This is a genomic window from Patescibacteria group bacterium (assembly GCA_041662965.1).
Lineage (GTDB): Bacteria > Patescibacteriota > Patescibacteriia > Patescibacteriales > GWC2-42-12 > JACPHD01.
Genome location: JBAZRI010000004.1, coordinates 33,388 through 59,579 on the forward strand (window position 1 = coordinate 33,388; position 26,192 = coordinate 59,579).

Annotated in this window: 25 protein-coding genes; 6 read left to right on the forward strand and 19 right to left on the reverse strand. The window is 40.6% G+C overall.

All coding sequences use genetic code 11. The annotated features are described in order from the left end of the window. Nucleotides 1-2: 2 nt before the first annotated feature. From WC639_03065 to WC639_03080, 4 genes are all read right to left on the reverse strand, one after another. Nucleotides 3-1,268: a divalent metal cation transporter gene (locus WC639_03065; GenBank protein ID MFA6306758.1), complete on the reverse strand. Its 1,266-nt coding sequence runs from the start codon at nucleotides 1,266-1,268 to the stop codon at nucleotides 3-5. A 105-nt stretch (nucleotides 1,269-1,373) separates the two neighbouring features. After that, nucleotides 1,374-3,167 carry a translational GTPase TypA gene (gene typA, locus WC639_03070; protein MFA6306759.1) on the reverse strand — a complete coding sequence of 598 codons (1,794 nt, stop codon included), beginning with the start codon at nucleotides 3,165-3,167 and terminating at the stop codon, nucleotides 1,374-1,376. 119 nt (nucleotides 3,168-3,286) lie between these two features. Beyond that, nucleotides 3,287-3,961, reverse strand: coding sequence for a hypothetical protein (locus WC639_03075; protein ID MFA6306760.1), 675 nt, complete (start codon nucleotides 3,959-3,961; stop codon nucleotides 3,287-3,289). 175 nt (nucleotides 3,962-4,136) lie between these two features. After that, on the reverse strand, nucleotides 4,137-4,901 hold the full coding sequence (locus tag WC639_03080; protein MFA6306761.1) for an NAD(+)/NADH kinase: 765 nt from the start codon (nucleotides 4,899-4,901) through the stop codon (nucleotides 4,137-4,139). A 110-nt stretch (nucleotides 4,902-5,011) separates the two neighbouring features. Here WC639_03080 and pyrH point away from each other — a divergent pair, with 110 nt between their 5' ends. Continuing rightward, nucleotides 5,012-5,728, forward strand: a complete 717-nt coding sequence (pyrH, locus tag WC639_03085; GenBank protein ID MFA6306762.1) for a UMP kinase — start codon at nucleotides 5,012-5,014, stop codon at nucleotides 5,726-5,728. A 66-nt stretch (nucleotides 5,729-5,794) separates the two neighbouring features. Here the strand turns inward: pyrH and WC639_03090 are convergent, their stop codons facing one another. Further along, the gene (locus WC639_03090) at nucleotides 5,795-6,565 is read right to left on the reverse strand and encodes a PHP domain-containing protein (protein ID MFA6306763.1); all 771 of its coding nucleotides are present in this window, start codon (nucleotides 6,563-6,565) and stop codon (nucleotides 5,795-5,797) included. A gap of 81 nt (nucleotides 6,566-6,646) precedes the next feature. Then, complete coding sequence (locus WC639_03095; protein ID MFA6306764.1) at nucleotides 6,647-7,387, reverse strand: SGNH/GDSL hydrolase family protein; 741 nt, start codon at nucleotides 7,385-7,387, stop codon at nucleotides 6,647-6,649. Between the two features lie 390 nt (nucleotides 7,388-7,777). On the opposite strand from WC639_03095, the gene WC639_03100 reads away from it, so the two are divergent. After that, entirely contained in the window at nucleotides 7,778-8,137 is a 360-nt protein-coding gene (locus WC639_03100; GenBank protein MFA6306765.1) for a hypothetical protein, read from the forward strand. A gap of 152 nt (nucleotides 8,138-8,289) precedes the next feature. Here the strand turns inward: WC639_03100 and WC639_03105 are convergent, their stop codons facing one another. The 5 genes from WC639_03105 to WC639_03125 form a co-directional block, all read right to left on the reverse strand. Beyond that, nucleotides 8,290-8,952 (reverse strand): hypothetical protein, encoded by a 663-nt coding sequence (locus WC639_03105; GenBank protein ID MFA6306766.1) that lies wholly within the window; start codon nucleotides 8,950-8,952, stop codon nucleotides 8,290-8,292. 71 nt (nucleotides 8,953-9,023) lie between these two features. Next, nucleotides 9,024-9,605 carry a hypothetical protein gene (locus WC639_03110; GenBank protein ID MFA6306767.1) on the reverse strand — a complete coding sequence of 194 codons (582 nt, stop codon included), beginning with the start codon at nucleotides 9,603-9,605 and terminating at the stop codon, nucleotides 9,024-9,026. 184 nt (nucleotides 9,606-9,789) lie between these two features. Further along, on the reverse strand, nucleotides 9,790-12,420 hold the full coding sequence (locus tag WC639_03115; GenBank protein ID MFA6306768.1) for a CARDB domain-containing protein: 2,631 nt from the start codon (nucleotides 12,418-12,420) through the stop codon (nucleotides 9,790-9,792). Between the two features lie 21 nt (nucleotides 12,421-12,441). Next, a complete protein-coding gene (locus WC639_03120) occupies nucleotides 12,442-13,437 on the reverse strand; it encodes a hypothetical protein (GenBank protein MFA6306769.1) in 996 nt (331 codons plus the stop codon). A gap of 418 nt (nucleotides 13,438-13,855) precedes the next feature. Then, nucleotides 13,856-15,790: a hypothetical protein gene (locus tag WC639_03125; protein ID MFA6306770.1), complete on the reverse strand. Its 1,935-nt coding sequence runs from the start codon at nucleotides 15,788-15,790 to the stop codon at nucleotides 13,856-13,858. Between the two features lie 105 nt (nucleotides 15,791-15,895). Here WC639_03125 and WC639_03130 point away from each other — a divergent pair, with 105 nt between their 5' ends. From WC639_03130 to WC639_03145, 4 genes are all read left to right on the forward strand, one after another. Then, nucleotides 15,896-17,242 (forward strand): MopE-related protein, encoded by a 1,347-nt coding sequence (locus tag WC639_03130; protein ID MFA6306771.1) that lies wholly within the window; start codon nucleotides 15,896-15,898, stop codon nucleotides 17,240-17,242. Nucleotides 17,243-17,349: 107 nt separating this feature from the next. Continuing rightward, nucleotides 17,350-19,698, forward strand: a complete 2,349-nt coding sequence (locus WC639_03135; protein MFA6306772.1) for a M64 family metallopeptidase — start codon at nucleotides 17,350-17,352, stop codon at nucleotides 19,696-19,698. 4 nt (nucleotides 19,699-19,702) lie between these two features. Beyond that, the gene (locus WC639_03140; GenBank protein MFA6306773.1) at nucleotides 19,703-20,410 is read left to right on the forward strand and encodes a hypothetical protein; all 708 of its coding nucleotides are present in this window, start codon (nucleotides 19,703-19,705) and stop codon (nucleotides 20,408-20,410) included. 49 nt (nucleotides 20,411-20,459) lie between these two features. Further along, the gene (locus WC639_03145) at nucleotides 20,460-21,530 is read left to right on the forward strand and encodes a C39 family peptidase (GenBank protein ID MFA6306774.1); all 1,071 of its coding nucleotides are present in this window, start codon (nucleotides 20,460-20,462) and stop codon (nucleotides 21,528-21,530) included. Nucleotides 21,531-21,610: 80 nt separating this feature from the next. Here WC639_03145 and WC639_03150 read toward each other — a convergent pair whose 3' ends face one another. The 8 genes from WC639_03150 to WC639_03185 form a co-directional block, all read right to left on the reverse strand. Continuing rightward, a complete protein-coding gene (locus tag WC639_03150; protein ID MFA6306775.1) occupies nucleotides 21,611-22,009 on the reverse strand; it encodes a cupin domain-containing protein in 399 nt (132 codons plus the stop codon). Nucleotides 22,010-22,027: 18 nt separating this feature from the next. Then, nucleotides 22,028-22,687 carry a hypothetical protein gene (locus WC639_03155; GenBank protein ID MFA6306776.1) on the reverse strand — a complete coding sequence of 220 codons (660 nt, stop codon included), beginning with the start codon at nucleotides 22,685-22,687 and terminating at the stop codon, nucleotides 22,028-22,030. Between the two features lie 19 nt (nucleotides 22,688-22,706). After that, entirely contained in the window at nucleotides 22,707-23,072 is a 366-nt protein-coding gene (locus WC639_03160) for a hypothetical protein (GenBank protein MFA6306777.1), read from the reverse strand. A gap of 21 nt (nucleotides 23,073-23,093) precedes the next feature. After that, the gene (locus WC639_03165) at nucleotides 23,094-23,264 is read right to left on the reverse strand and encodes a hypothetical protein (protein MFA6306778.1); all 171 of its coding nucleotides are present in this window, start codon (nucleotides 23,262-23,264) and stop codon (nucleotides 23,094-23,096) included. Nucleotides 23,265-23,326: 62 nt separating this feature from the next. Next, nucleotides 23,327-23,515 carry a helix-turn-helix transcriptional regulator gene (locus WC639_03170; GenBank protein ID MFA6306779.1) on the reverse strand — a complete coding sequence of 63 codons (189 nt, stop codon included), beginning with the start codon at nucleotides 23,513-23,515 and terminating at the stop codon, nucleotides 23,327-23,329. Nucleotides 23,516-23,524: 9 nt separating this feature from the next. Next, nucleotides 23,525-23,944 carry a hypothetical protein gene (locus WC639_03175; GenBank protein ID MFA6306780.1) on the reverse strand — a complete coding sequence of 140 codons (420 nt, stop codon included), beginning with the start codon at nucleotides 23,942-23,944 and terminating at the stop codon, nucleotides 23,525-23,527. A gap of 349 nt (nucleotides 23,945-24,293) precedes the next feature. Further along, the gene (locus tag WC639_03180; GenBank protein MFA6306781.1) at nucleotides 24,294-24,800 is read right to left on the reverse strand and encodes a hypothetical protein; all 507 of its coding nucleotides are present in this window, start codon (nucleotides 24,798-24,800) and stop codon (nucleotides 24,294-24,296) included. Between the two features lie 9 nt (nucleotides 24,801-24,809). Further along, complete coding sequence (locus tag WC639_03185; GenBank protein MFA6306782.1) at nucleotides 24,810-26,186, reverse strand: restriction endonuclease; 1,377 nt, start codon at nucleotides 26,184-26,186, stop codon at nucleotides 24,810-24,812. Nucleotides 26,187-26,192 lie beyond the last annotated feature (6 nt).

The following is a 26,192-nucleotide window of genomic DNA, read 5'->3' on the forward strand; positions in this document are numbered from 1 at the left end:
AATTAGCCCCGGCTTAAAGTTACAAACATAGCCAGGCTGGAAAAAAGCATAATGATAAAAGTCAGCCAAAGAAAAAACCGCGACAGCCGGCCGCTTTTATGTTCGCCCATTATTTTCCCGTCGCTGGCGATTTTATTAATTAAAAATAACAACGGCACGGAAACCACCCCGTTAATTACGGCGGTAAAAATCAAAGCTTTAATCGGATTAATGCCGATATAATTAATCATTAAGCCGATAACCGTCGCCGCGGTAATAACGCCGTAAAAACCATGCGCCTTTTTAAATTTTAAATTCAAACCTTCGTTCCAGTTAAAAGCTTCCGAGACCGCGTAAGAGGCCGAAGCCGAAAGTACCGGTATAGATAAAAGGCCAAGACCGACTATGCCGAAAGCGAAAATGACTTTAGCCCATAAACCGGCGTTAGGAAAAGTATTAACTAAAGGCTCTAGCGCCCGAGCCGCGTCAGCCGCGGTTGCGACATCAGTAATGCCGTTATTATGCAGCACGGTGCCGGCCACCACAATAATGCACCAGGCCGCGATTTGCGAAAACAGCATGCCTAAAAAATTATCCAGCCTTAGATTACGCATGAATCTTTCGCTTAATTTCGGCCGGCCGTGATTAAACAGATGATGGCTTTTTTCCTCTTCTACTTCTTCCGAAGCCTGCCAAAAGAACATATAAGGAGAAATCGTCGTGCCTAAAACTCCGACGATGATAAATAAAAAACCAAAACTAAATTCAATATGCGGTATAAAAGTGGCCTTGATTAACTCCCGCCAAGGGTGATTAACTAAAAAAACTGTAAGGGGATAAGCGATCAAAGATAAGGCGCACCATTTTAAAAATTTGGCATAAACTTTATACGATAAAAAAATCTCTAAAATTAAAATCAGGGCCGTAAAAAATAAAGTTAAAATACTGAAATTCAAAGGAATAACAAGGCGCGTGGCTTCGGCCATGGCGCCGATATCGGCGCCGATATTTATAGTGTTGGCGACTAAAATTAAAATTACGGCCGAAGACAAAACTTTTTTGCTGTAATATTTTTTTATAACCGCGGCTAAACCTTTGCCCGTGACTGCGCCGATGCGCGCGCAAGCTTCCTGAACCGCGGTCATGAGCGGCAATATAAATATCATGGTCCAAAGCTGATTATAGCCGAATCTGGCGCCGGCTTGAGTGTAAGTCGCGATACCGGATGGATCATCGTCAGCCGCGCCCGTAATCACGCCCGGGCCGATTATCTTAAGAAATTTTTTCATTTTTTTAATTAATATCATGTAACTAATTATACTATATTTTAATATTTAAAAAAAGACGTCGGATGTCCAGCGAGACGTCCGACGTCTTGATTTATCTTAATTATTTTATTTCACCCTAAGAGCCTTTGTCCGATCATTTTTAGTTAAATACATCTTGCGCAGCCGGATATTTTTAGGAGTAACTTCCAGATATTCATCTTCTTTCATAATGCCCAGTCCTCGCTCTAAAGTAATTTCGTAAGGCGGCGTCAGTTTAATGGCCTCATCCGCGCCTGAAGCGCGCATATTGGTTAACTGTTTGCCTTTAATCGGATTAACTTCAAGATCATTGCCTTTGGCTACGTTGCCGATAACCATGCCTTCATAAACTTCAATATTAGCGCCGATATATAAAGTGCCTCGCTCCTGAAGATTCCATAAAGAAAACGCCAAAGCTTTGCCCGACACCATGGAGACCATTGAGCCTAATTCACTTTTGAAAATTTCACCGACATGCGGCTTAAAACCGGCCACATGCGTGCAAATTATGCCCTCGCCTCTAGTATCTACCACAAACTCATTGCGATAGCCTAAAAGTCCTCTGACCGGTATTTCAAAAACCATTCTGACGCCGGCATGCTCCGGATTCATTTCTTTCATTAAGCCTTTGCGTTTTGCCATCTTTTCAATAACTACGCCTGAAGATTCCTGCGGCACGTCAATAGTGACTTCTTCAAACGGCTCAAGCTTAATGCCGGCTTCTTCCTTGATAATTACCGTGGGCTGGGAAACCTGCATTTCAAAGCCTTCGCGGCGCATATTTTCCAAGAGGATAGCAATATGCAATTCTCCCCGGCCGTAAACTTTATAATAGTCTCCGGATGAAAAATCAATTTTTAAACCCACGTTTACTTCAAGTTCTTTCTCTAATCTTTCTTTTATCTGCCGGCTGGTAACATATTTGCCTTCGCGGCCGGCAAACGGAGAATTATTAACTAAAAAATTTAAGGAAATAGTCGGCTGATCAACCGAGATCGCCGGTAAAGCCTCTTGGGCGGCATCCGCGCAAATGGTTTCGCCGATATCAATATCAGGCAATCCGGCAATCATAACGATATCTCCGGCCTCGGCAACTTTTACTTCTTTTCTGGAAATGCCTGCGAAAGTAAATAATTTAGTGATTTTCCCGGTCCTGGTTTCTCCACTGGGCTTTTTAATTATTACATTATCCGCCTGCTTAACCGCGCCTTCATAAATCCGGCCGATAGCCAGCCGGCCGATAAAATTATCATAAGCTAAATTAAACGGCTGGATTCTTAAGGGCAATTCAGCTCCGGCGGCCGATGAAGCCGGCTTAACTTTTTCTAAAATAGCGTCTAAGAGCGGATTTAAATTGTCGCTTTGGTCCGCCATATTCTTTTTAGCTATGCCTTGCTTGGCGATAGCGTAGACCACGGCGAAATCCAGCTGTTCATCATTCGCGCCCAAATCCAAAAATAATTCATAAATTTTTTCCAAAGTCCATTCAACTCTGGCCGCCGGCTTATCAATTTTGTTTATCACCACGATGGGTTTAAGTCCGAGTTCCAAAGATTTTTTTAAAACAAATTTGGTTTGCGGCATGGGCCCTTCCTGCGCGTCCACGACTAAAAGCACGCTATCAATGGAACGCAAAACCCGCTCCACTTCCGAACCGAAATCAGCGTGCCCGGGCGTATCAACGATATTTATTTTAGCACCCTTATACATCACTGAAGTATTTTTTGAATAAATCGTGATGCCGCGTTCAAGCTCTAAAGCGTTTGAGTCCATGCTGACGCCCGACTCGGTCATGCCGGTTTGCTGCATTAACCTGTCGGTTAGAGTGGTTTTCCCATGGTCTACATGGGCGATAATGGCGATATTTCTAATCTCTGTCATATTTGAGGATAATAAAAAGCGCCCTAGAAGCCAGGCAACTTTATTGCTTAATATACAATATCTTTTAAAAATAGTCAAGCTTTATCCCCACGCCTAAATTTTAGGTGTAGGGGAAAATTTTATTTTATCGATTGATTTTTCCCTTGATCATCATTAGGCATTTTGTCTTTCTCAATAATATCGGAAAAATCCCTAAGGCTTTTCCATCTGGTCCGAAAATTTTCCGCTTCAAGATAGCCGGCGAATTTATGATACTGGGAATGAGTGTGCTCTATCCGCCTGGCGTATTTTATCGGGCACCAGAATCTTTCCGTCCGGCCGCCGATTTCCACCGCGTAGCGGAATACATTATTGACATAACTGCAATAAAGGCAATTAAATTTTTCCAGCCAGTTAAGATAAGGCAAAAGTTGGCGGTCGTAAATAAAAAATTCTTTTTTATTTACCAAAGGAATGCCGTAAATTCTGAAGCAAACTTGGTGATAAATTTCTAGGCAGATGCTAAAAAGCACCACCGGGAAAAACATGCCGTAAATAAAGGGCATGCTAAAAAGATATTTAAAATTAACCGGCCAAATCGTTTTAAAAATTCCCACCCGCCAACTTCTAAGCTTTTCACGCCTTAATTCAATTTCTTTCATTAAATTCCTTCCGCCGGCGGCTGATTCAATGGCGCTCGTAAAAGCCCGCCTGACTTCATCGTTTAATCGTTCCAGCTTATTAACGCCGATTTCTTTACTCGCGATAATAGACTGCTCTACTTTTTTAATTTTTTCCAAAAGTTCTTTTCTCATAATATAAATATATAAGTTATACAGTTTATATTAGTTGGCTCCGCGAATAATGGCAAATTTTCGTGCGAGGACTGTTTGAGCCCGCCAGCGGGCGGGCGAGTTCCGCAGTAGAAAATTTGCTGTTATTCGCGGAGCCAAAACTGTTTTATAACAAATATAATTTTAATTACGCAATTTAAACATGCCAGCGCTTAGATTCAAAATCATAACCCGGTTTAAAGGCCAGCCTAACCGCCTCGCGGCTTGGCTTAACTTTAACCTTTTTAACATTAGTTAAAATCTTGCTGTGGTCGGCGTAAGCCGTGGCCCGGCCTCTGCCTATTTCTACGGTTATCCCCTGATCCGGAACAACCGCGCGCAAAGATTTCTTGGTGCAAATTGATTTTATGGCCAGCTGATTGGCGCCTAAAGATATTATGGCTCCGCCGGCCGCGTAATTATAGGCCGTACTGCCCTGAGGCGTGGAAATAATAACGCCGTCGCCGTCAAATTCATGTTTGGGAAAATTTTTAGTCCCTTTAATAGCTCCGACGATACGGTCATTGCCGCGCGAAGCTTTAATGTAAAAATCATTAAAAGCATAAAAATTCTTCGCCTGCTTCGCGCCGGCCGCGGTAAACTCGCCTTTAAGCATATTAAGCTTAATTAATTTACAAGCGGAAAAATTTAAAAAAACTTTAGCCAATTCTTCGGCCGAAGCAATTTGATTTAATAAAAATCCGCTGGTGCCGCGGTTAATGCCGAAAAACGGCTTGTTATATTTTCTAAACAGGCTGATGGCGCGAAGCAAAGCGCCGTCGCCGCCCGCCACCACGAACCAATCGGCTCGCGCCGGATTAACGGCAAGCTTTAGCGAGCCGCTTAGGCCTTTTTCCTTAAACCACCTGTTTATATCTCGGTTTCGCTTATCTTGATTTGTTAATAAATATACATGTTTCATTGTTATATCTTCAAATTTTCTTATTAATTTATCAATACATTTGCCTTAAACATAATATTAAGATACCATAAAAATAGACAAATAACTAATAAAACTATCTACCATCAATTATGAAAAAACCCAAATATAAAAGAATTCTTTTAAAAATTTCCGGCGAAGCCATGAAAGGCGAAAGAGAATACGGCATTGATCCGGAATATGTTTCTTATCTGGCCAAAGAAATAGAGTCGGCTCATAAAACCGGAACGCAAATCGCCATCGTGGTCGGCGGCGGCAATATTTTCCGCGGCGTGGCCGGCTCTAAGCGCGGCATGGACAGAGTAACCGCCGATTACATGGGCATGCTAGCCACGATTTTTAACGCCATGGCCCTGCAGGACGCTTTAGAAAGGCTTAAAATAACCACTAGATTGCAAACCGCCATAGAAATGAAGCAAATCGCGGAAACTTTCATCCGCCGGAAAGCCTTAAGGCATTTGGAAAAAGGTCGGGTAGTTATTCTGGGCGGCGGCACCGGCCTGCCTTTTATCACAACCGACACGACCGCGGCCATGCGCGGCCTTGAACTTGGCTGCGAGGCGATTTTTAAAGCGACTAAGGTCGACGGGGTTTACGATGACGACCCGCTGAAAAATGTTAATGCTAAAAAATTCACTACTTTAACCCTTGATCATGCTTTTCAAAATGATAAAATAAAAATCATGGATAAATCCGCCATCTCTTTGTGCCGCGCCAATAATATCCATATTATCGTTTTTAAGCTTAACCAAAAAGGCAACTTTAAAAAATCGGTTATGGGAGAAAAGATCGGCACGACTATTTGCTAAAATTTTTTAACACAAAATAAGCACAAAAAAAAGACGCTTTTAAAGCGTCTTTTTAAACTCTATTAATCAAATCCGCTCTTCCGCGGCCACAGCTTCCAATTCCAATTTTCTTATTTTTAAGCCAAGAATTTTTACGGTGATATATTTAACAATATATTTTACTGAAAAATTTATATAATATCCCATTAAAGCGAAAAAATTCTTCGGCGCCGTAACATTTTTAAATTTGCCGTATTTTATGGCCTGGAGCACGCTCTCGGCGGTTAAATCTACCGCTTCAATTATGGCAAAATCCGTATCAAGTTTTTTAAGCACATGCACGTCGGCCGTGGAGATAATCGGTTTTTTAAAGCGCCCGGCGATAGCGACGGCTCTCTGATTGTGAAAATTCATTTTTTTTGAATAAGCGGCCGAATATTCTATAGCATCGAATAAATCAATATATTTTTTTAATTTTCTGGCGCCGACGGAGATAAAGCGGTTATAAGTCGGATGCGGAGCTAAAATAAATATTTCCGGATGCTCGCCTTTATATTTATGAAGCTGTTTAAAAGTTCTGACTTTTTCTATGGTCTTATCGCAATTTAAAATAATTACGTGCTTGTTTAAAAAACGGCCCAGGCCGCGTTCAACGCCCGGAATTAAAAGTAGACCTTTCTTTTTGGCATATTCAGCAAATTCTTCTTTGAAAACAAATTTATTATGGGGCGTAAAGCCTAAAACATTAAAGCCGCTTTTTTTCGCCTCGTCAATCAAATTATAAACGTTATAGTTTATTATGTGACCGTCTTTTTTGTCTTCGCTGGTGTGAATATGCAAACTCGCCTTTAACTGCATGCTGTAATTAAAATAATAATTAAACTACTTGCTATCTTATTATATCTAAAATTAACACTTAAAACAAATTTTATGGTTTGGCTAGCGCCCTGAACCGATATTGTCAAAAATTATTTTTTCCCAAAGCGCCTGGCCAGCGGCCGATGGATGAAAAGCATCCGCGGCATAATAAATGTTTTTTTCAGAAAACGCCGCCTTAGTCGGCTCGGCAATATCTATATATTTAGCCCCGTAAGCCTCGGCCAACTCTTTAATAATGTTATTGAAGTCTGACGTTTGCCGGTCAAAATAACTGTTATAGGGCGGTAAAAAAGCGTTAGCGCCGATATACGGCAGGCTAATAGTGTAAATTTCAGCTGTAGTTTCTTTGGTTAAACGCCCTAAAATATATTTATAATTGGCAGTAAATTTTTCCCGGCCGTAAAAACCATGGACGTCATTAGTGCCGATCAATAAAGTAATAATCTGCGGCCTGGCCGCTATGGCCGGTTCCAATAAATTTTTTATTAAATCGTCCGTGCGGTAGCCGGGATAAGAAAAATTTTGCAAAGTTACTCTGCCCTTCTCCGATAAATCCTCGGCTAATAAATAAGGAAAAGCTTCTTCATATTTATTTAAACCCATGCCCGAGGTTAAGCTGTCGCCAATCGCGGCGTAAGTTAAATTATCCCCCGCGGCCGCGCCGTTGAAGACATAAGAGTTTTGAACCGTCGGAGCTTTTAAACCGACGCGCCTGAACATATAATAAGCGTAAGCATTGGCCAAATATAAATATAAGCTAATGGCTAAAAGTAAAAATATTATAATAAATAATTTTTTCATAATTATTTTTTCCAATCCTCTCTCTGTCATTGCGAGGAGGCCGTACTCAGCCGACGAAGCAATCTCATTCTCTTATTACTTCTTCCAATCTTCAATAATTATTTTCCATTCTTCTGAATTACCCCAATCATACCCAAATATAACGTCTTTACTTATTGCTCCGTTTTTTTATTTTTTTACTAATTATACTGTTATATTTTACCATTTTCCATCCCCAAAAATCAAGCTGGGGAGATAAAGGTTTGTTGAATAAAAAAACAACCTAACTAACCGTGGCAATGGCGCAAATACTGCCTTGACAATTTGTTAGCTTTAAAGTAAAGTTTTAATAAAAATAATGGGCTATCGTACCATCAAACAAACAAATAAACAAAAAAGGGAGGTTATTGCATGGTAAAATTTGCTCTAAAAAATGGGCAGGGCGCACGGCTTGATGTTAAGGCGGTACATAACATTTCCCGGAATCGTTGCCGATGCGATGGCGCCAATTGCGCCGTTATTATCGGTAATGTCTCGTCCGGCACCTTCCAGGTCGGAGACGAAATCGTCCTTGTAGACAATTCCGGCAAAAAGTTGCTCGAAGACAAAGTTGCCCGGTTGGAAATCAGCTGCCGGAAACATTTTGAAGTATCAAAGGACAACCGCGTGGGGCTGTTGCTTGAGAAACACGACCCTAAAGATCTTCTTAAGCTCGGCATATCACTTCATAAGGTGCGCGCCACTCAATCCGCACACCCTTATGGGCCATAACATAAATCAACCTAACTAATCGCCGTTCACCCGGGAAGCGCTAATTTCAACCTAGCACTTCCCTTTTTTTATTTTCCACCCCTAAAAATTAAGCTTGCTAATCTGAACAACAAAAAAACAGGGCTTTTACAGCCCTGTTTTTTTAGTATCTTTTATAAATCACTGTCGGCTTCCGAGGTATTCAAGTCTTGTCCCATTTCCACTTTGCAGCTTTTTAAATCAGTCTTATAAGCATCAAAAACAGTTTTTACGCTTTCTTTATATTTATCTTTAGCTTCATTTTTAGCCTTTCTATAAGCCGTAAAAGCATTAACCATGGCCTTGGTTCTCTCTTGTTTGTCGCTTATGGCTAAAGCCGCCACATAGGCGTTTTTTCTGGTTTCCATGGCCGTTTTTATGGCCGCGGTATAGGCGTCTAGAGCGCTGATAACCGCGTTATCTTTTTTTATTAAAGCTGCCTGAACGCAAGCGATCGCCTCGGCGGAAATTTCAGTAGAGGAAATAACATCATTCATTTTTTTATAGCCATAAAGAGAATTGCCCATTTTTCTGATTTTAGTGAAATTTTTGATTTCCGCCAGGTTGGGGATTTTTTCTTCCAGCTTGGCTATCATCGTTTTAATCATGCGATAGCCATAAAGCGCTTCGCCCATTTTTCTGATTTTAGTGAAATTTTTGATCTCCGCCGGCGTGGAAATTTTTTCTTCCTGCGCGGAAATAGTAACCGCCTCGGCCGTGTCCTCGGCTTTAGTCGGCATAGCCGCGAAAGGCAAAACCAACATGGCCATAGTCAGAATAACTAAAACTTTTTTCATAGATTTTTATTTGGAGGCTAATTTGTTAAATTAGCTAATCCTTAATTAATTATAATCTTTAAAAACTAGGCTTATTTGCCGGCCTGAATCTTCTCGGCGAACTTAGCGCCGATTTTTACCAGCTCATCGCCTGTAACGGCATCATGGACATAATGCATCCGGATATATTTGTCGCCACCTAAAATTAAAACCACTTGCCAGACCTCGTTAGTATTATTACGCACGACGTAATTATCCATGCCGATTGACGGGTCGGTGCCATATTTACTGCCGTGCGTCTCGTTATAGGCTTTATCTTTGGCAAAGTCTTCGGTATCATAAACCGCTACGACCGGAGTTCCTCCCGGCTTGTCGCCGTATGGCGTATGGTCATAATCATCGCTATAAAAAGTGTAATAAAAACAATTCTCGCTGCCGGTAATCGGCACTTCAACTTTAACGATCGGTTTGCCGATCGCGCTTTCTATCAATTCTTTGGGAAAATAATTGCAGACATCGGCAAGGCCGCCAGCTTTTGTCTCCTCTGTTTTAGCTTCTTTTTGTTTAACTGCTCCTTGTTTGTCCATTTCTTCCAATTTAGACACAACTTTCTTTTGCCCGCAGCCGGAAAGCACTAAAGCGAAAAATAATAATAAAATAACAATTTTTTTCATAATTTTATAGTTATTTATAAATTGTGCCAGCTAATAATTATCTAGGCTGGGTTATATTTAGAAAATTTTCGTGCGAGGACTGTTTGAGCCCCGCAGTAGCGGGGCGAGTTCCGCAGTAGAAAATTTACTAAATATAACCCAGCCTTTACTGTCATAACTAACACAATCCATTTTACCTAGACAGCTAATACGTAATATAGCCGGGAAAATTTTGCGGCAAAACGTCTTCCATGGTGTATTGCTCGAATTTATCAACCGTGAACATATCGGTAAAGCCGGTAATGGCATTAACCGGATTGTCTAAAATGCCGAGAAAATAGCCGCCAATCTGCCTCCAGCTGGTACTGATTTTTGTGGTGGGCGGTTTTTGCGGATACCAAGTGATAAGCTTCTTATCCATATGATAGCCGGACAACGCGCCTGAACCGTCGCCATCTGTTCCGATCACGCCTTTTTTCTGCACTCTGACCCACATTTTTACTTTAAAATTACTGTCCCAACTTACCGGAACATTATTAAAGGTAAATACTTTTGACTTGGAATTTAAAGGATCTTGAGCCGAGCTCCAGAAGCCCTCATCGCTCCAAATTTCCTGACCGCCGGATTCTATGGCGACTTTATAAACGTCTATCTGTGTTTTTTTAGTGGAACAGCTGCCGGCCGCGATGGTGATCGGAATATCAATCGCCGAAGTTTCAATCGCGCCATCGCCTTCAACTTTATTGCATTCCCAGGCATCGCCTCTTGTGTTTATCACCAGTTTGCTGATTTTCGTCTGGCTGTCTGATTTATTAAAATCCATACCCATTTTTACATTGCCCATCCCCCACCAGATATCAACATTATATTCCGGGATGAAAAATGAATTGGCCGGCGTGCCTTCGTGCTGGTGCCAAGAAACAATGTTCGCTCCGCGCTCCACGTGATTGGCGGTGGACGGTTTATACATCACCAAGTCATAATTATATTCATTGCCGGCCAAAATAGTTTCCGTAAATTCAGTATTAATAAAAGTCGGTTTTTTAAAAGTAAATTTTTTATTATTGCCGGCATTGATATTTAAATTAAAATGTCCGTCGGCGGCCGTGGTGCCGAGCATAGTGCCGTTTACATAAATATCCGTGCTGGCCAAACCGTTGCCTTCATCGTCGGTCACTCGTCCGGAAAAATAAGCGGTTATGCCCGGAGCCATGGTTTTATCCAAAGCCTGAGTTGATAAAGGCGCTATAGCATAATTTGATTCTATAATTCTATTATAACCTTCGCGCGCAAATCTTAAGGTGTATGTTCCGCCGTTCAATAAAAAGCCATATTTGCCTTGCGCGTCAGTTACAGCTTCTAGTCCTGCGCCTTCAATTCTAACCTTAGTCCAAGGTAAAACCGCGCCGGCCGTATTTTTTACAGTTCCGGACAATAAAGCTTTTTTGTCCAGCTGATAATTAAAATAAGTCGTGTCTTCACTGTTTTTATTATAATTTAAGGTTTGGCTAATCGGGCGGTAACCCGGATAAGTTATATTAAGCGCGTAGCTGGCCGAGCCCGGACGATTTTCAAAAACCACGCTGCCATTAGTTATGGTTTTCGTCTCGCTGTTATTTAATTTTACCGTGGCTCCGTTTATAGGCTGGCCGTCTTCATCGCTGACATTAATAAATAAACAAGGGCAGGACAGTTGCGCCGGTTTTTCTCTAATTGAAATTAAATAGTTTAATATATTATTAGCTTCATTGGTTTCCGGTATGACATTTGTATAATCAAGTTTGGCGACTAAACCGACGATTGAACCTACCGGCACCGTGGTGGGAATTTTTCCAAATAAAGAAAAATCTTTAAACCAATTTTTAGCAATCGGACCAACGTTTTCCTCGCCAATTTTTATTAAGTTATCCGGATTACTGGGCAAGTAGTAAAACAGCCCGACTTTTACATTCGGTATCACCGCTACATTATTATTGCGCACGCGCAAATTCATCATGGTATTTAAACCCGTGTAAGTGAATCTTGGTTTATAATTTATGTCTTGCTGACTTAATATTAAATCCGGCGCGGTTAAATTTAAAAGATATATTTTTTCATTGTTAAGCTCATTGGTTTCAATAACCGTGCTATCCGGATCAGCTGCCGCCCTGATTGGATAGTCGGCTCCCGGAATATTATTCGGTACGGTCCAGGAAAAAGATTTTGCTGAAACTGAATTTTTATTGATACTGGGAATATTAATGGTAAAATTCGGCGTGCCGGTATTATCGCCTAAATAAACGTTAAGCCTGGCGTTAACCGCTTTAGTATCGCCGGTATTTTTTACTTTTACTTGTATGGAAACCTTCTGCCCGGCCTTAGGCTTAGAAACGCTGGTTTTTACTGAATCTATGGTTAAATCAATTTTTGCCCGGCTGACATTAGCGTTCATTTCCGCCGTGTTATTATTCTCGTTGCTTTCAATAATCGTCTTATCCGGGTCAGCCGTTGCCTTAAATATAACCGCTCCGGAAAGATTGAGCGGCAAAGTATATTGATAATTTACAACGCTTTTGCCTTTTTTAGAAATAGAAATGATGTTTTTGCTGTAAACTTCGGCACCGTTAAAATAAAATTTTATTTTAACATTACTCGCCTTAGCCGTACCGCTATTAGCTACCGTGGCTTTAAGCGTAATTTTATCTCCGCCTTTGTAGCTCGCCGGCGTAATTTTTAAATCCGCGGCGCTAACCGATAAATCAACGCTCGCGATGTCGGCAGCCGTGGCCGAAGCGATTAATATTGGGCACAATAGTATCGCCATCACGGCCAAAGAGAAGATTAAAAATTTTTTCATAAAATTTATGTTAATTTTATTTTATGGATTATTGGCTATTTCATGAATCAGCCAAACGCCGCCGGCATTTTTTTCCAATGTTATCCAGCGGAAATTTTTTCCATTTTCCCAGCCCAGTCGCTCGCCTTCCGGCTTTACCTTAACCTCTAATTCTACTTTAAAAGTCTGGCGGGTCGGCGTCCATTCTTCTTTAAACGCTTCTTCCGTTTTATTAATTTTCAAAGATTCTATGGTATTGAAATTTACACCCCAGCCTTGCTTGGTATTCTCGTTCGCGTCCATCATCTGCAAAGCTTCGTCAATTTTTTTACCGCTTAGCTTGTCCAGAAATGAAATGGCAACGGCTTCTTGGCTCTCGCCCATTTCCGCTTTTTTAATCTCTGCTAAATCAATCGGATTTTTCTCAATGTTTATTTTTAAGCGGCCATTTATTTTATCGGCCATAGCCGCGGCCAAAGTTATCAATTCGTCATCAGTAATCGCTTTATGCGAATAATTCGCCCAGACAAAACGGTTAGGATTAATTATTAAATCAATCGACCAGATGCTTTTGTCCTTGCGATAACTGACAATATTTTCCATATTTATTCTCTGGCTTGTTTCAAGAGTTAGGCCTAAAAATTCCCGGCCTTCTTTTTGCTTGGCAACGCTTAAATTATCCAAGACAATAGAAATACTCGGCCCGCCGGCGCCGACATAATCATATTTGGCGTCTTTATAAAAATCGTCCTTATAATCAGTAAAATAATCGCAGGCATAAACGGTCGCCAGCTTTGACGGCTCGACCCTGACAATCGGCTTTTTAATTATGGAGTAAATAAAATCGGCCGTAAATTCCTCGCAAATATTAGTACTAATATCGCCTTTCTTAGCTTTTTCTTCTTTTTGGCTTGATTTATCTTCCACCTGGATAAAACCGCCCTTGCCGTCAGCTACGGTTATGGTGTTTTTCTTAGCGCAGCCGGCCAAGCCGAAAAGCAAGGCGATTGATAATAGCGAGAAAATAATTTTTTTCATATTTTTAAAAAAATTAAGCTTATTATTTATTTAAAACTAACATAAAATGTTAAAAAAAGCAAGGCGATATTTACCCTGGTTTTTGTCCAACTTTTGTTCTATTCATTTAAACTCGGCAACGTCTCTTTTTATTATCATAAATAAAAAATCAGCTATTTAACTGATTTTTTGTTCTAAAAAAATTTTAGTAGGCAGGCAGAAGCGCGTTGGCTTCTGCCTGCCTGCTGCCTTTTTTATTTGCCATTATAGGCAAGTTTTCCGCAAAGCGGACAAATCGCTATATGTCCGTTGCCATATTTTTCCAACTTTACTTTTACTTCTTCCTTGCAAGCCAAACAAATCACTTTTTCCATTGCTCCCCCTCTTTTAGTTTTTCTGATTAAAACATTAAAAATTATCTTTTAAATACGCGATCTAACTAATTGCCATGCTGATACTTATACGACTTTTTCATAGCCTTCCAAAATACTTCTTTATTGACGCAGTGCGGATTGGTTCCGTCGCAATCTTTATTTTCTAGAACATTGCCGTATTTGGCAAAAGTGTTTGAGTCTTCGTACTCATAGGCGTTTTGCTGCATTTTTTTAACCACTTCCGCGTGCGCCTTGTCCGTGTCTCCGCCGAATTTGCCTAATTCTTCCTGCATGCCGAGATTATAAGCGCGCACTAAACCGCGAAATTCCTTGGATTTAGCTTCTCCCTTGACTACGTCTAAGGCCTCGCCGATGACCGTCGTGGTTATGCCGACCGTCTTACCGGTTATTTCGCCGAAAATCGTTTCAATAACTTTATCTTTAACCGCGTCTCCAACCTGTCCCTGAATGGCATTATTAACCATATCCATATTGCGCTTGACGTCCTCGCCGAATTCCGATAAACCTTCGTTGATTGATTGCTGGCGCTCCAGCATGCGCTCATAAAAACGCAGTTGTTCATCCAATTTAGCTTCTCCCTCACTCGGGCCTGATTTCCAGATTTTAAACTTGTCCACCACATTACCCATCTTCTCATTCCAGCGGTCTTTAAGCAATTTAGCGTCATCCATTTGCTCAATATCGTTATTCGGATCGCTGATAAATTTGTAATAATCCTTAAAAGCGTCAAGTTGCTCCTGGGTCATCTTAAAGCCCTTAGCTTTTAGATTTTCATTAAGATTGATTAATTTATCCTTTGATTCGCGATCAAGATCCCCGACCGCATAATCGCCGAGAATATCCTTATTAATCGGATCAGATTGTTTTTCATATTCGGCCTTATTGGTTTTAGTTAAGACGTCAATCATATCTTTTCTTTTGTCTTCAAGCCCTTTAAGCTGTTTTTCCAAATCAGCGTCCGAACCGTCTTTTAAATATTTTTTAAGTTCATCAATCTGATTGTCCACGGCGATAACGTCAGCCGAATCAATTTTATCGCCTAATTGCGCGCGGCAGTCGCTCTTAGCGGCGCCGGTTAGCATTTTACAGCCGGCCGGATTTTCATATTTAATAGCTATGCCCAAAAAGCATTCTTCTTGCGTATAGCTCATTAGGCCGCCCTTGATCCGCTTGCAAACTTCAAGGTCGCCGGTATTCTCGGCGATATTAAGATAGCATTTATCTCTGGGTGGGTTAGAACCGGCATCTTTGAATTTCTCGCCTTTAATCCGTTCGCAATCATCCGGATTCCCGCTCTGCATAGCCGACGCCTGGTAGCAATGGTCGCTGTCAGGCATAATCATGCAAATAACATCCTCTAGCTGGCTTAAACAGCCGGTAGTTAAAAACGACAATGCCAAAAGCAACCCGGCCAGCTCAACAGTATTTTTTCCAGGCTTAAATTTCTTTACAACTATTACAATAATTATAACAGCCAGCCAGACAACCGCGGTCGAGAGCATAAATAATGAGGCATTGCGAATCGGCTCAACTAAAAAATCCAAAACCAGGCGGGCGATGTCGGTATATCTAGGCTCTTTAGCTAAAGCCTCGGCTAAAAAATACCACGGCGCGTAAATCAGGGCGAGTATAATCGGATTGACCGGGGAAAACTTGCTTAAGTGAACTAACTTTTTCAGCCCCAGGAAAATATAACCAAAAATTAATGACAAAAAACCAAGTATTAATCCGCCATAAACGCCATAATTATTAAAAATTTCCAAAAATTTATAATCAGTTAAGTCCTTAATCCGAGCAATCGTATTAAAATTCAAATAATAGACAAAGGCGAAAATAAGCATAGCGGCTACCGGGAATAAGGCATTGGTTAAAAGACATTTTCTTTTTGGCTTGTCAATTTTTTCTTCTGTGCCGGCCGCAATTTTTTTGTCCGCCGAAACTTCAGCGTCGGCCGAAGCCGTTTGTTTTATTTCTTCCATTTTTTTAGTTATTAATAATATTTATATTTAAAATTTACCATAGAATCATCAATTATTCAATAAGCTTACAAAAACAGTTTAATATGTTATAATATATAATAATATATGACATTTATTTTATCATTTCTCGAACGCCGCTGGCGATATTTTATCGCTTTAATTTTTATGCTTGCGATAATTGCCGGCCAAGCTGTCGCTTCGCCTTCGTCGGACGCTATCGCGATCCGCGTTATCCCTAATCCTAACCACTATTCACCGCTACGCGGGTACAAAGAGCAGAAATTCACCAGCTCTCCGCAATCTATAGTCATAGACGGCTATGAGGCTGTCCGCGACGGCCGCACGGTTTACGTTAACGCGGCCAATATAGCTAATGATAATTTTTACACCAATATTTATATCATCTCATATAACCAAGACGCGGCCGGCGACACGGTGGATATTTTCGGCCAGATATTAATCCATTGGAAATTTAATACCAACTTAGCCGCGGCTAATTTCTGTGAAGCAAATAATGCGACTAATTGTTTAACCAATTCCGATTGCCCAAAAAACGATTATTGTCTTTCCGCTAAAGCAAAAGCGATCCGCGATACTAAGCGCCTGGCCGATCTAAAAGATATAAAAACCGCTCTGGAAAATTATAAACAGGCCAAAGGATATTATCCGGCTTTAAGCGCGGGCAGCTATATGGCTAATAAAACAATTTCGGTTTGGCCGAGCTGGAAAACCCTTTCCGGCGAAATTAGTTTTAACATGCCGCTTGATCCGATAAATAAATTAGGAGCTTGCGGCGCGGAAGGTTATGACCCGATAACCTGCTGGGATGAAAAAGAAAAAAAATTTGCTGATCCTGATCCGCTTAACAACGAATTAAATTTGCCCGATGGAAGCCATGCCTATATTTATACCACGAACGCGGCTGGCGCTTCCTACAACATTTGCGCTAATACTGAATCCGGGCTGATCGCACCGGCAGATGGAAGTTGTTTGGAAAATATTTCAATGAACGCCGTAACTTGCACTGACGCCGATAATGACAGCTACAACCTTGAAGGCGGCGGCTGCGGTCCAATTGATTGCGATGACGCAAAAAATTTTATCTACCCGGGAGCTAACGAGTCTTGCGATACTTTTGACAATAATTGCAACGGCAATATTATTGATGAAGGCTGTGATGACGACCGAGATGGTTATTGCGACGGATCAATGAGAATTTATAATAATACCAGCATGTGCCTTAACACCAATTTTATCAGCAATGGAATGTACGGCGATGACTGTAATGATAGTAACGCCGGCATACATCCCGGAGCTGGTTGTGCCTATACTTACTGCGGTGACAGCATTATTCAAAATATTCCTGAAAACGATGATGGCATAGCGGAAGCTTGCGATGACGGCAATGCCGCTAGCGGCGATGGCTGCGATGAAAATTGCCAGATTGAATAACTTATAATTTAAATATATTATGCCTAATTTCTTATCTAAAAAATCATTTTTATATTTATTGACCACTGGCTTTTTCTCTATTGTTTTTTTTTCTGGCATTTTTTTCTTTGCCACTATTCAGCGCTTCTTATTGTAATATAGGGGTTGATGCTGACAGATGCAATCCAAGAATTCCCAACCGGATACAGGCTTGCGGCAATTGCGACGCGGATTCGGATAATGAATGGTGTAATACCATTGACTGCGCAACTACCGGGAAAATATGCCTTAACGGGACTTGCCATAATTCAATAAACTGCGCTGACGCCGATAACGACGGTTATGGCGCAATCGGCTCAACCGGCTGTGCCCAATCCGGTGTTGACTGTAACAACAATAACGCCGCTATCCATCCGAACGCCGCCGAAATTTGCGGCAACGGCATTGACGAAGACTGCGCGGGCGGCGATCAGCTCTGTAGCACGAATATCATAATTTCCGTGCTGCAGCCGATTTCCTCTGAATTTCTTATTAAAGATAATATTAATTTCTCCGCTTCGGCTATCGGCGGAAGCTACCCTTATAAATATGCTTGGCAATCAAATAAAGATGGAATTTTATATTCCGGTCTTACCAACAATTTTGCGACTAGTAATTTATCGGCCGGAACGCATACTATTAATTTAACCGTTACCGATAGTTTAGGCGCGACCAAACAGCAAACGTTGAATCTAACAGTTTATAATGCCAATACGTTATTCGCGGCTATTAATACTCCTTATAACGGAGAAGAATTTCCTCTTGGTAATTTGATTTATTTTAATTCCAGCCTGGCCGGAGCTATCTCGCCGGCTAATTATGCTTGGGCATCGGATCGTGATGGCGTGATTAGCGCCTCTGATCATTTTTCAATTTCCACTTTATCGCTCGGCGATCATAAAATTACTTTAACCGTAACCGACGACGCCGCGAAAACCTTTGTTAAATCTATAAATATTAAAATAATCTCCGGCCTGGTATTAAAAATATATCAGCCAACTCCCGGAGCTTACGAACAGGGCATAAATATATTTTTTAACGCCGGAGTCAACGGCGGCGCCTCGCCTTATGCTTTTTCTTGGAGCTCGAATAAAGACGGAAAAATCGACGGCAGCGTCGATAAAGACCGTAGCGGTAAGAGTAGCGGCCGCGAGATCGGCGGCGGAATTATTAAAAACGACCTTTCCTTGGGCACGCATCTGATAACCGTGGTTGCCACCGACGCGGCCGGAGCCACGGCCAGTGAATCAGTTACTATAGAAATTGTTGAGCCTCTGTGCCTTGATGACGATAAAGACGGCTATGGAAAAACCAGCGGCCTTAACTGCTTAAGCGCGGGGATAGATTGCGATGACGCCAATCCGAATATCAATCCGGCGGCCACTGAAATTTGCGGAAACACGATTGATGAAAATTGCAACTACAACACAACTGATTGCCCGGTGACTCTTACGGTTTTATCTCCGGCCGGTAACGGACAAACCTTTGTCTGGGGCAGTAAGTTGAGTATCAAGATTAAAGGCGCTCCAATTACTAGCGCCAGCATGAATATTTATAATTCAGCTAATGCGCCTGTTAAGTATATATTATTATATAATGACGGTACTCATAATGACGGAGCGGCTAACGATGATATCTGGGGCGCGGACTTACAGCTGGTTTTCCCTAATGGCAATTATCATCTCAACGCGACCGTTAACGCCTTGCCGCATAATAATATTATAAATTTTAATATTAGCGACACGCCAACCTGCACGACTATTGTTAATAACGGCAATAGCGCCGATAAACTGGATATTGTTTTTATCGCTGATAAATATACGAGCTCGGAAATACCGAATTTTATCGCTAAAGTCCAAGCCGCCTACGGCTATTTATTCGGGATTGTACCGTTTAACGCGCAAAACTCCAAAATCAATATTCATCGAGTGGATTCTCCAATGAATTTAGGCTGCGCCGGCTGGAGCACTCACCAGCCGGACTGCAACGCTTCTAATATTTCACCAATCGCCAGCCTTTGCCCGGGCGATAGAACTATAGTCATGGTTGACGGCAATTTCCGATCGTACGCCTATAAAGGCGGCTACGCGATTGTTGCAGCCAATGACTCAAACTTCAAAGGCGTGGTTGTTCATGAATTCGGACATAGCCTTGGACAATTAGACGATGAATATGTTGATAGCGTCGTTCCGGATCGAGGAGCCACTATCGTAAACTTAAGCGTTAATTGCGATACCAGTTCGGTTTGCACTAAATGGAGAACGCCGCAAACAGCGCAAGGCGCCCTATTGTCCGGTACCGGCTGCTACACGGGCTGCGATTACCGTAATACCTATTATCGATCAATCAGCAACGGTATAATGAGAAATCATACAGTAACGGATTTTGGCGTTATAAATATAAATCAGATTAATAAATTATTTAATTCATACAGATAAAAATATGAAAATCTTTAAATTTTTATTGCTTATCGGCGCCTTGTTCTATGCCGCAGCGGCATTCGCACAAACACAGCAAATTTTTTTAGTGGAAATCCAATTTAACCGCGGTCAGGTGAAAATCGGCGAAGTTATGAACGGCCAGGGCTATGTTTCGGAGCCGGAAAAAGAGCTGGAAATAGGGCCTTATCAATACTGGCTGGAAATGATTTCGTCGTCAGGGCAAGTGCTGGACATGAGAAAATTATCACTTGATCCGCGCGTTTCGCCAAGACCGCCTTATCCTGGAGAAATTACTGAACCGATAAACGACAATATGGCGGATGAATTCAGTAAAACGATTGCTTTGCCCTATTATCCAGACGTTCAACTGCTTAGTCTTTACGATGCCAATAAAAATTTATTGGATCAAAAAGATGTAAGCTATCTAATCCCCGGCTGCGGAGACGCGAAGTGCGGTGAAAAAGAAAATTACCTTGTCTGCGCATCTGATTGCCCGGCCGGCGGAAAAGACGGCTGGTGCAATAAAGGTTTGGCTGACTTAGACCCGGATTGCCCGAAAACCGAGCCGGCGGTAAACGCGGCGGCCTCGGAGCAAAAACCTCCCTTAAAGCCTTATATCCTTCTTGTCGGCGGCGGTTTGGTAATATTTTTAATTATTGCCGGCTTAGTAATATATCTTGCGACAAAAAGAAAAACTGAAAACTTATAATCCGGCATTATTATTGCCGGCATATTTCCTAACCGATTCCGCTAATTATATGCTTACAAATTTAAAATATCCGCGCAAAATTATTTTTACCTTAGCCTTATTGACTATGCTTTTCTTGTCTTTAGCGGTCGAAGGCGCGCATTATGCCGGAGAAGCCACCGGTTATATTCTTTTGCAAGTGGAAGCTAACGGCGAAGCCTGGTATGTTTATCCGATAAACGGCAAAGCCTATTACCTGGGCCGGCCGGCCGATGCTTTTAAAATTATGAAATCGCTGGCGCTTGGTGCCAAACATGATTTTATCGCTAACACGGATATTTTTCCGGAGAGATTATCTGGTATGATTCTTTTGGACGTGGAACAGAATGGTGAAGCTTATTATATCTACCCGGAAAATAATAAAAAATATTATTTGGGCCGGCCGGACGATGCTTTTAAAATTATGCGCGAATTGGGCCGGGGCGTGAGCAATTTGGATTTAGCCAATATTCCGATCGGCATAATCGGCGAACCGCTAGCCTTTTTTGATATCCATAAAAAAGTGCTGCTTGCTAACGTGCCTTTTACCGCGCAGGCGCCTTTCGGCGATTGGGCGGATCAGCGCCAGCAAGACGGCTGTGAAGAGGCCTCGGCTCTAATGGCCGTAAAATGGGCGCGCGGGCAAAGCTTAACTAAAGACGAGGCTTTAAAAGAAATTACCGGTATTTCGGACTGGCTTCTGAAAAAATACGGAGAATACCGCGATATCTCCGCCCAGGACGCGGTTGACTGGATTTTTAAAGACTATTTTAATTATGGCAAGGTGGTTTTGGTCAGAGACATAACCGTCAATGATATTATTGAAGAATTGGCTAAGGGCAACCTGGTAATTACGCCCATGAACGGCCAAATCATGCATAACCCAAATTATAAAGCGCCCGGACCGCCCCGGCATATGGTGGTTGTCCGCGGCTATGATCCGGCCATAAAAGAATTCATCACTAACGATCCGGGAACCAGGCTGGGCGAACTTTACCGCTACGACGCCACTGTTTTTTATGAAGCCATCCGCGATTATCCCACCGGCTACCATGAAATCATCAAACAGATAGGCAAAGATATGATTGTGGTAAGCAAATAAATTATAAAAATAGCATAAAATAAAAAATCACCCTTTGAGCGGGGTGATTTTTATTTAAACCTTGCGCGGGAACTTAAAAACTATTCCGTGACCGCGCCGTCAAATTCAGCTTCGTTGGCTTCGGCTTCCGCTTTAGTGGCGCGCACGATGCCGTCTTTATGGTGCGCCGGAGAATAAATCGTGTAGAGCTTTAAATCCTCGCTCGCGGAAACGTTAATAACATTATGGTTGGCGCCGGCCGGCACGACTATAGCCGAGCCGTCTTTGACTTCATATTCATTGCCGTCAATAACGCATTTGCCCTGCCCTGCCTCAAAGCGAAAAAATTGGTCGTTATCCTTATGCACTTCCATGCCGATTTCTTCTTTGGGTTTTAAAGACATTAAAACCAGCTGGCTGTGCTTTCCTGTATAAAGCACCTGGCGAAAATTATTATTGGCCAAAGTGTCTTTTTCAATGTTGGCGTTAAATCCTTTCATAAATTTTAATTTAGTTATTTAGTTGATAATTTTTCTCTTATGGGTGATTAAACAATAAATATAGACTATGACCACGGTTGTCAGCGCGCCTAAAATATTCATAGTTAAATCGTTGGCCGTATCCGCTCCGGGCCCCAGCCGATTGGTATGGAAAAAAATATCTTCTAAATATTCCTCTACCTCGTAAAGCGCTCCTAGGCCGATGGTTGAAGTTGTAGAAAGAAATAAGGCGAGTTTTAACCGGCCTTGCTTAAACAGCAGGCAAAATTCAAATTTATCAATCCAAAAAGCATTGATGATAGCGAAGAGAGTGAAATTAATAATAGCGCTGACTGAATAATGGACGGCTTGATCCCACCAAATTATGTTGCCGTATAAATGAAAAAAATCCCCGGCCGCGTCTAGGCCTAAGGCAATAGTTACTATTATCCAAACAGACCAATGGAGGTAATGGCCTTTTTTTTGCCTATACCTGGAGGCCGTTATTTCTAAAAGGGCAAAACAAAAAATAGCCGTAATCACTAATCCCAGCCAGGTAAACTGGGTGTTAAATTGTAAAATTTTGAGAAAATTCAAAATTTCAAAAATTATCAAACCGGCGAATAAAAAGCGGGCAAAATTTATTACGGCTAAAGTATTGGTTTTCTCTTCGCTCTGGCGATTAAAAATTTTCAGCATATTAATAACTTATTAATTATTAAAAACTCATCCAAAAGAACCAAGCGCCAATAAGGAATATTATGCCGCCCCAAAACATCTGTCCGCCTTTGAACATTTGGGCCTTTTTATTAACACGATCGGGAAACCCAATTTTTTCAATACCTTTAAATAACGTAGTCCAGCCTAAAATAGTAATGGTAATTCGCCAGTCGGCAACCCAAATATTATGCGCGACAACGGTAGCCAGCCCCAGTAAAAAGGTAATATAACCGGTAGAAATAGTAATGGTTTTATCTTCGGTATACTCTATAATTCTGCCCAACAACTTTGCGCCTACAGACATCGCGCCAAGAATCATAAAAAGACTGCCCCAAAATTTTGCCAAAAAAATTGTAATTTCCATATTATTTAATCATTAAACGATTTAATCAAAAGTTTTTTTATTCTTTATTAATCCTATAATTCCGATGATAACCGCTATCAGCCCCATTAATTGCCCACCGGGGCTATCGTCATATTCACCGTAGACAAACATAAACACGCCGAATAATATTACCAAAACAAAATAGATTATTCTTCTGTAATATTTTTTCATAGTTTGATTTTTTGTTATGTATTAATTATATCAAAAATTAATAAAAAATTCTAACATCCAGTTTAAAACATAAACAATTCATCAATCGTTGTCTTTAACACTTTAGCCACGTCATGAGCCAGGTTTAAAGAAGGATTATACTTTCCTCCTTCAAGAAAAACAATAGTCTCCCTTCTAACGCCGACTTTTTTAGCTAAATCCTCCTGAGTAAAATTATATTTAGCTCTAAATTCTTTAATTCTATTTTTCATACTTTTTTGTTATTCGCCTCTTTTATTTAAATACCAATAAGATAATCCAAAAATTATTGCCATACCGGCGATGCCTATGCTTGGCACCGAACTAGCCGGAATGCTTAAGTTAAAATAATCAATAGCCATACTTAAGCCAAGCAACCAGTAAATGCCAATATAAAAAGCATAAGCCCCGGCTTTTGTTTCCAGCTTTCTTGACCTTTCGTCTTTTAACGGCTCGCCATATTTAAGACTTTGATATTTATTTTTAATTAATTTAAAGCCAAACACAACCAAAATCAGAGGAATAACTAATACGCCAACGCCTGACTTTTTGCCAGTGTTTAAATAACCAAGCATGCCCCAAGCAGAAATAGTAACGATCAAAAGACCCAAAAGAACAGTTATTAATATAAATCTTTTTTTGTCGTTTTTTTTATTTTCCATATAATTGTTATTTATTTATAATATTATGTTAAATATACCTAACTTAATGTTATCTTATTCTAACATAATTGTCAAGGGAATTTACACACAATCAAAATACTAAAAAATAACGCTAAAATTAGCGTTATTTTTTTGTTATGTAAGGCTCCGATTTTACGCCGAAGTTCGAATTGAATTCAAAAAAAGGTTTTAAACTATTTTATATCAAGCTTTTAAAAGCGCCCCCAGCCCCCGCTTTTAAAAGCAAAATTTACCCGCGGGCAAAGCCCGGCTTTAGGCGATTTCAAGTTTTTCCGCGGGCAAAAGCCCGCTCCGCCCCGCTCCGGCGGGGCGATTTGGCGGCAAATTCTTACATGAGTAATTTTTTCAGGTCATCATAAAAAGATTTACCCCATAAATATTTATCTCTATCACGAAGCGAGCTACCCGCTATGGCCATAACTTTTTTCAAATATTCTGCAAAATATAAATTAACAGCATCTTTTTTGTACGATATATCTTTCTCCATGCCAATCTCATTTCTAACACGAATATCATATACAGTAAAAATATCCGGATATAAAACCGTTAAAATAGCAGACGCCATCGGTAGCGCAAAACCATAATCAATCAAAATTTTTAATTTAACTTTATTCTCTTTTTCGTTAAATATTTGATTTGTAATCTTTTTAACAGCAACGTCCAAATCACTATCGATGGTCTTAACCCTGTTTTTTATTTTACTTTTAGCACGGTTAGCTTTCCAAATAACAATGCAAAAAAATTCTTGCGCCGTTAAATAACCATGATTTAAAAAATTATCATGTACTTCACCAAAAATATACTTTTCTAAATCGTAATATTTACTATAATCCATGGTTTTATATTATTTGACAAAAAGGTCATCTAGCGTCTTTGCTTTTAATATATTTTCTAATTTTGTATATTTTGGTCCTTGTGGTTTTAAGTGACGATTTTTACCCAAACCAATACCATGTGACAACTTTACAGGATTACCTTCCAAATATAATTTATATTTCCCCGTATTTTCAAATTGTTCAATACGATCAACCTTACCATAATAGGTAATTTGTGAAATAGGAGCGACCTGATATATCGCTATGTATTTTATGGATGATAATGTCTTTGGATTTAAACGCACTGCCCACCATGCTTTTTGTTCTAAAAACGCTCTCCTAAAACCATCCTCTTTTGCTGCACAAACTAAAGTATCCCATTTTGGCTTATAATCTCTGTCTCCAAGTTCTTTTTCTTTAATATCTTCATGTACAATAATAGCGGGCTCAAATTGTTCTTCAATATTAAAGTCTTTTTTTCTTTTTATTCCGAATCTCCCCCTGTATTCGTCGTCTACTTCATCATAATGTTTCAAAATAATAGCGGCCAAATCTTCGCCATCAATCAGTTTTATGGGAACCTTACCTGAAGCCTGCGCTTCTTCGGTAGCAGAAGAAGTGAATGAAGATAAAGTTATAAAGCAACCATGTTCTTCTTGCTTTAGGGTACCCCTTAAAGCTAATATTTGTTGATTAGAAATAGATCCTCTTACTCTTTTGACCTGTATTCTCAAAACTACATTTGCTAATCCTTCCGCATCTAAAATACCATTTACATCTATTCCACTGTCTCCAACATATTGGGTCGTCTCTGCGGTAAATCCAATAATTTCTAATATATGTTTTATAAATTCTTCAAATTCTCTACCATCTAAGTCGTATAGGCCATCGAGTATCAAGTCCCTTATTCTTTGCGGTTTATCGGCTGGTGTATATATTTCTCCAGCGATTAATGCGTCTAATTCTTTAGCATATCTATCAAGGGAAAAAATGGTTAAAGTTGCACCAAGCGCATATGCTAAGTTGGTAGACATATCCTCTTTTAAAACAGTTTTTTGCCAGACCATTTTGCGGCGATGTTTATACTGGCAGGTACCTATTGGATTTTCCTCAAAGTAATAATCTCCTGCCACACCTACCAAGTATTCACCCTTACCTTTTGGTGAGAGGATGGTATCCCCACTTTTCATCTCTAACCCAAAACGATGCAACTGGCCAGATTGAGCTGATATTTGCGAATCCGAGTACTCATAGCTGGTTTTTGTGAGTGCCTTTTTAATCGCATCTAAATTGCCTAACTTAGTCAGGTCAGACACCTCATTCCAGCCGACAGCAATAAAATTATTCTTATAACCTTCTTCAACGTATTTTGAACCTTCGCCTATACGGACTAAATAGTATGACATAATTTA

Coding starts and splice junctions, on each gene's coding strand:
- WC639_03115 (MFA6306768.1), bottom strand. CDS start 12,420: ATGAAAAAATTTTTAATCTTCTCTTTGGCCGTGATGGCGATACTATTG.
- WC639_03130 (MFA6306771.1), top strand. CDS start 15,896: ATGACATTTATTTTATCATTTCTCGAACGCCGCTGGCGATATTTTATC.
- WC639_03140 (MFA6306773.1), top strand. CDS start 19,703: ATGAAAATCTTTAAATTTTTATTGCTTATCGGCGCCTTGTTCTATGCC.
- WC639_03145 (MFA6306774.1), top strand. CDS start 20,460: ATGCTTACAAATTTAAAATATCCGCGCAAAATTATTTTTACCTTAGCC.
- WC639_03155 (MFA6306776.1), bottom strand. CDS start 22,687: ATGCTGAAAATTTTTAATCGCCAGAGCGAAGAGAAAACCAATACTTTA.
- WC639_03110 (MFA6306767.1), bottom strand. CDS start 9,605: ATGAAAAAAATTGTTATTTTATTATTATTTTTCGCTTTAGTGCTTTCC.
- WC639_03095 (MFA6306764.1), bottom strand. CDS start 7,387: ATGAAAAAATTATTTATTATAATATTTTTACTTTTAGCCATTAGCTTA.
- WC639_03185 (MFA6306782.1), bottom strand. CDS start 26,186: ATGTCATACTATTTAGTCCGTATAGGCGAAGGTTCAAAATACGTTGAA.
- WC639_03105 (MFA6306766.1), bottom strand. CDS start 8,952: ATGAAAAAAGTTTTAGTTATTCTGACTATGGCCATGTTGGTTTTGCCT.
- WC639_03065 (MFA6306758.1), bottom strand. CDS start 1,268: ATGAAAAAATTTCTTAAGATAATCGGCCCGGGCGTGATTACGGGCGCG.
- WC639_03120 (MFA6306769.1), bottom strand. CDS start 13,437: ATGAAAAAAATTATTTTCTCGCTATTATCAATCGCCTTGCTTTTCGGC.
- WC639_03150 (MFA6306775.1), bottom strand. CDS start 22,009: ATGAAAGGATTTAACGCCAACATTGAAAAAGACACTTTGGCCAATAAT.
- WC639_03125 (MFA6306770.1), bottom strand. CDS start 15,790: ATGGAAGAAATAAAACAAACGGCTTCGGCCGACGCTGAAGTTTCGGCG.
- WC639_03180 (MFA6306781.1), bottom strand. CDS start 24,800: ATGGATTATAGTAAATATTACGATTTAGAAAAGTATATTTTTGGTGAA.
- WC639_03075 (MFA6306760.1), bottom strand. CDS start 3,961: ATGAGAAAAGAACTTTTGGAAAAAATTAAAAAAGTAGAGCAGTCTATT.
- WC639_03160 (MFA6306777.1), bottom strand. CDS start 23,072: ATGGAAATTACAATTTTTTTGGCAAAATTTTGGGGCAGTCTTTTTATG.
- WC639_03100 (MFA6306765.1), top strand. CDS start 7,778: ATGGTAAAATTTGCTCTAAAAAATGGGCAGGGCGCACGGCTTGATGTT.
- pyrH (MFA6306762.1), top strand. CDS start 5,012: ATGAAAAAACCCAAATATAAAAGAATTCTTTTAAAAATTTCCGGCGAA.
- WC639_03175 (MFA6306780.1), bottom strand. CDS start 23,944: ATGGAAAATAAAAAAAACGACAAAAAAAGATTTATATTAATAACTGTT.
- WC639_03080 (MFA6306761.1), bottom strand. CDS start 4,901: ATGAAACATGTATATTTATTAACAAATCAAGATAAGCGAAACCGAGAT.
- WC639_03165 (MFA6306778.1), bottom strand. CDS start 23,264: ATGAAAAAATATTACAGAAGAATAATCTATTTTGTTTTGGTAATATTA.
- WC639_03090 (MFA6306763.1), bottom strand. CDS start 6,565: ATGCAGTTAAAGGCGAGTTTGCATATTCACACCAGCGAAGACAAAAAA.
- typA (MFA6306759.1), bottom strand. CDS start 3,167: ATGACAGAGATTAGAAATATCGCCATTATCGCCCATGTAGACCATGGG.
- WC639_03170 (MFA6306779.1), bottom strand. CDS start 23,515: ATGAAAAATAGAATTAAAGAATTTAGAGCTAAATATAATTTTACTCAG.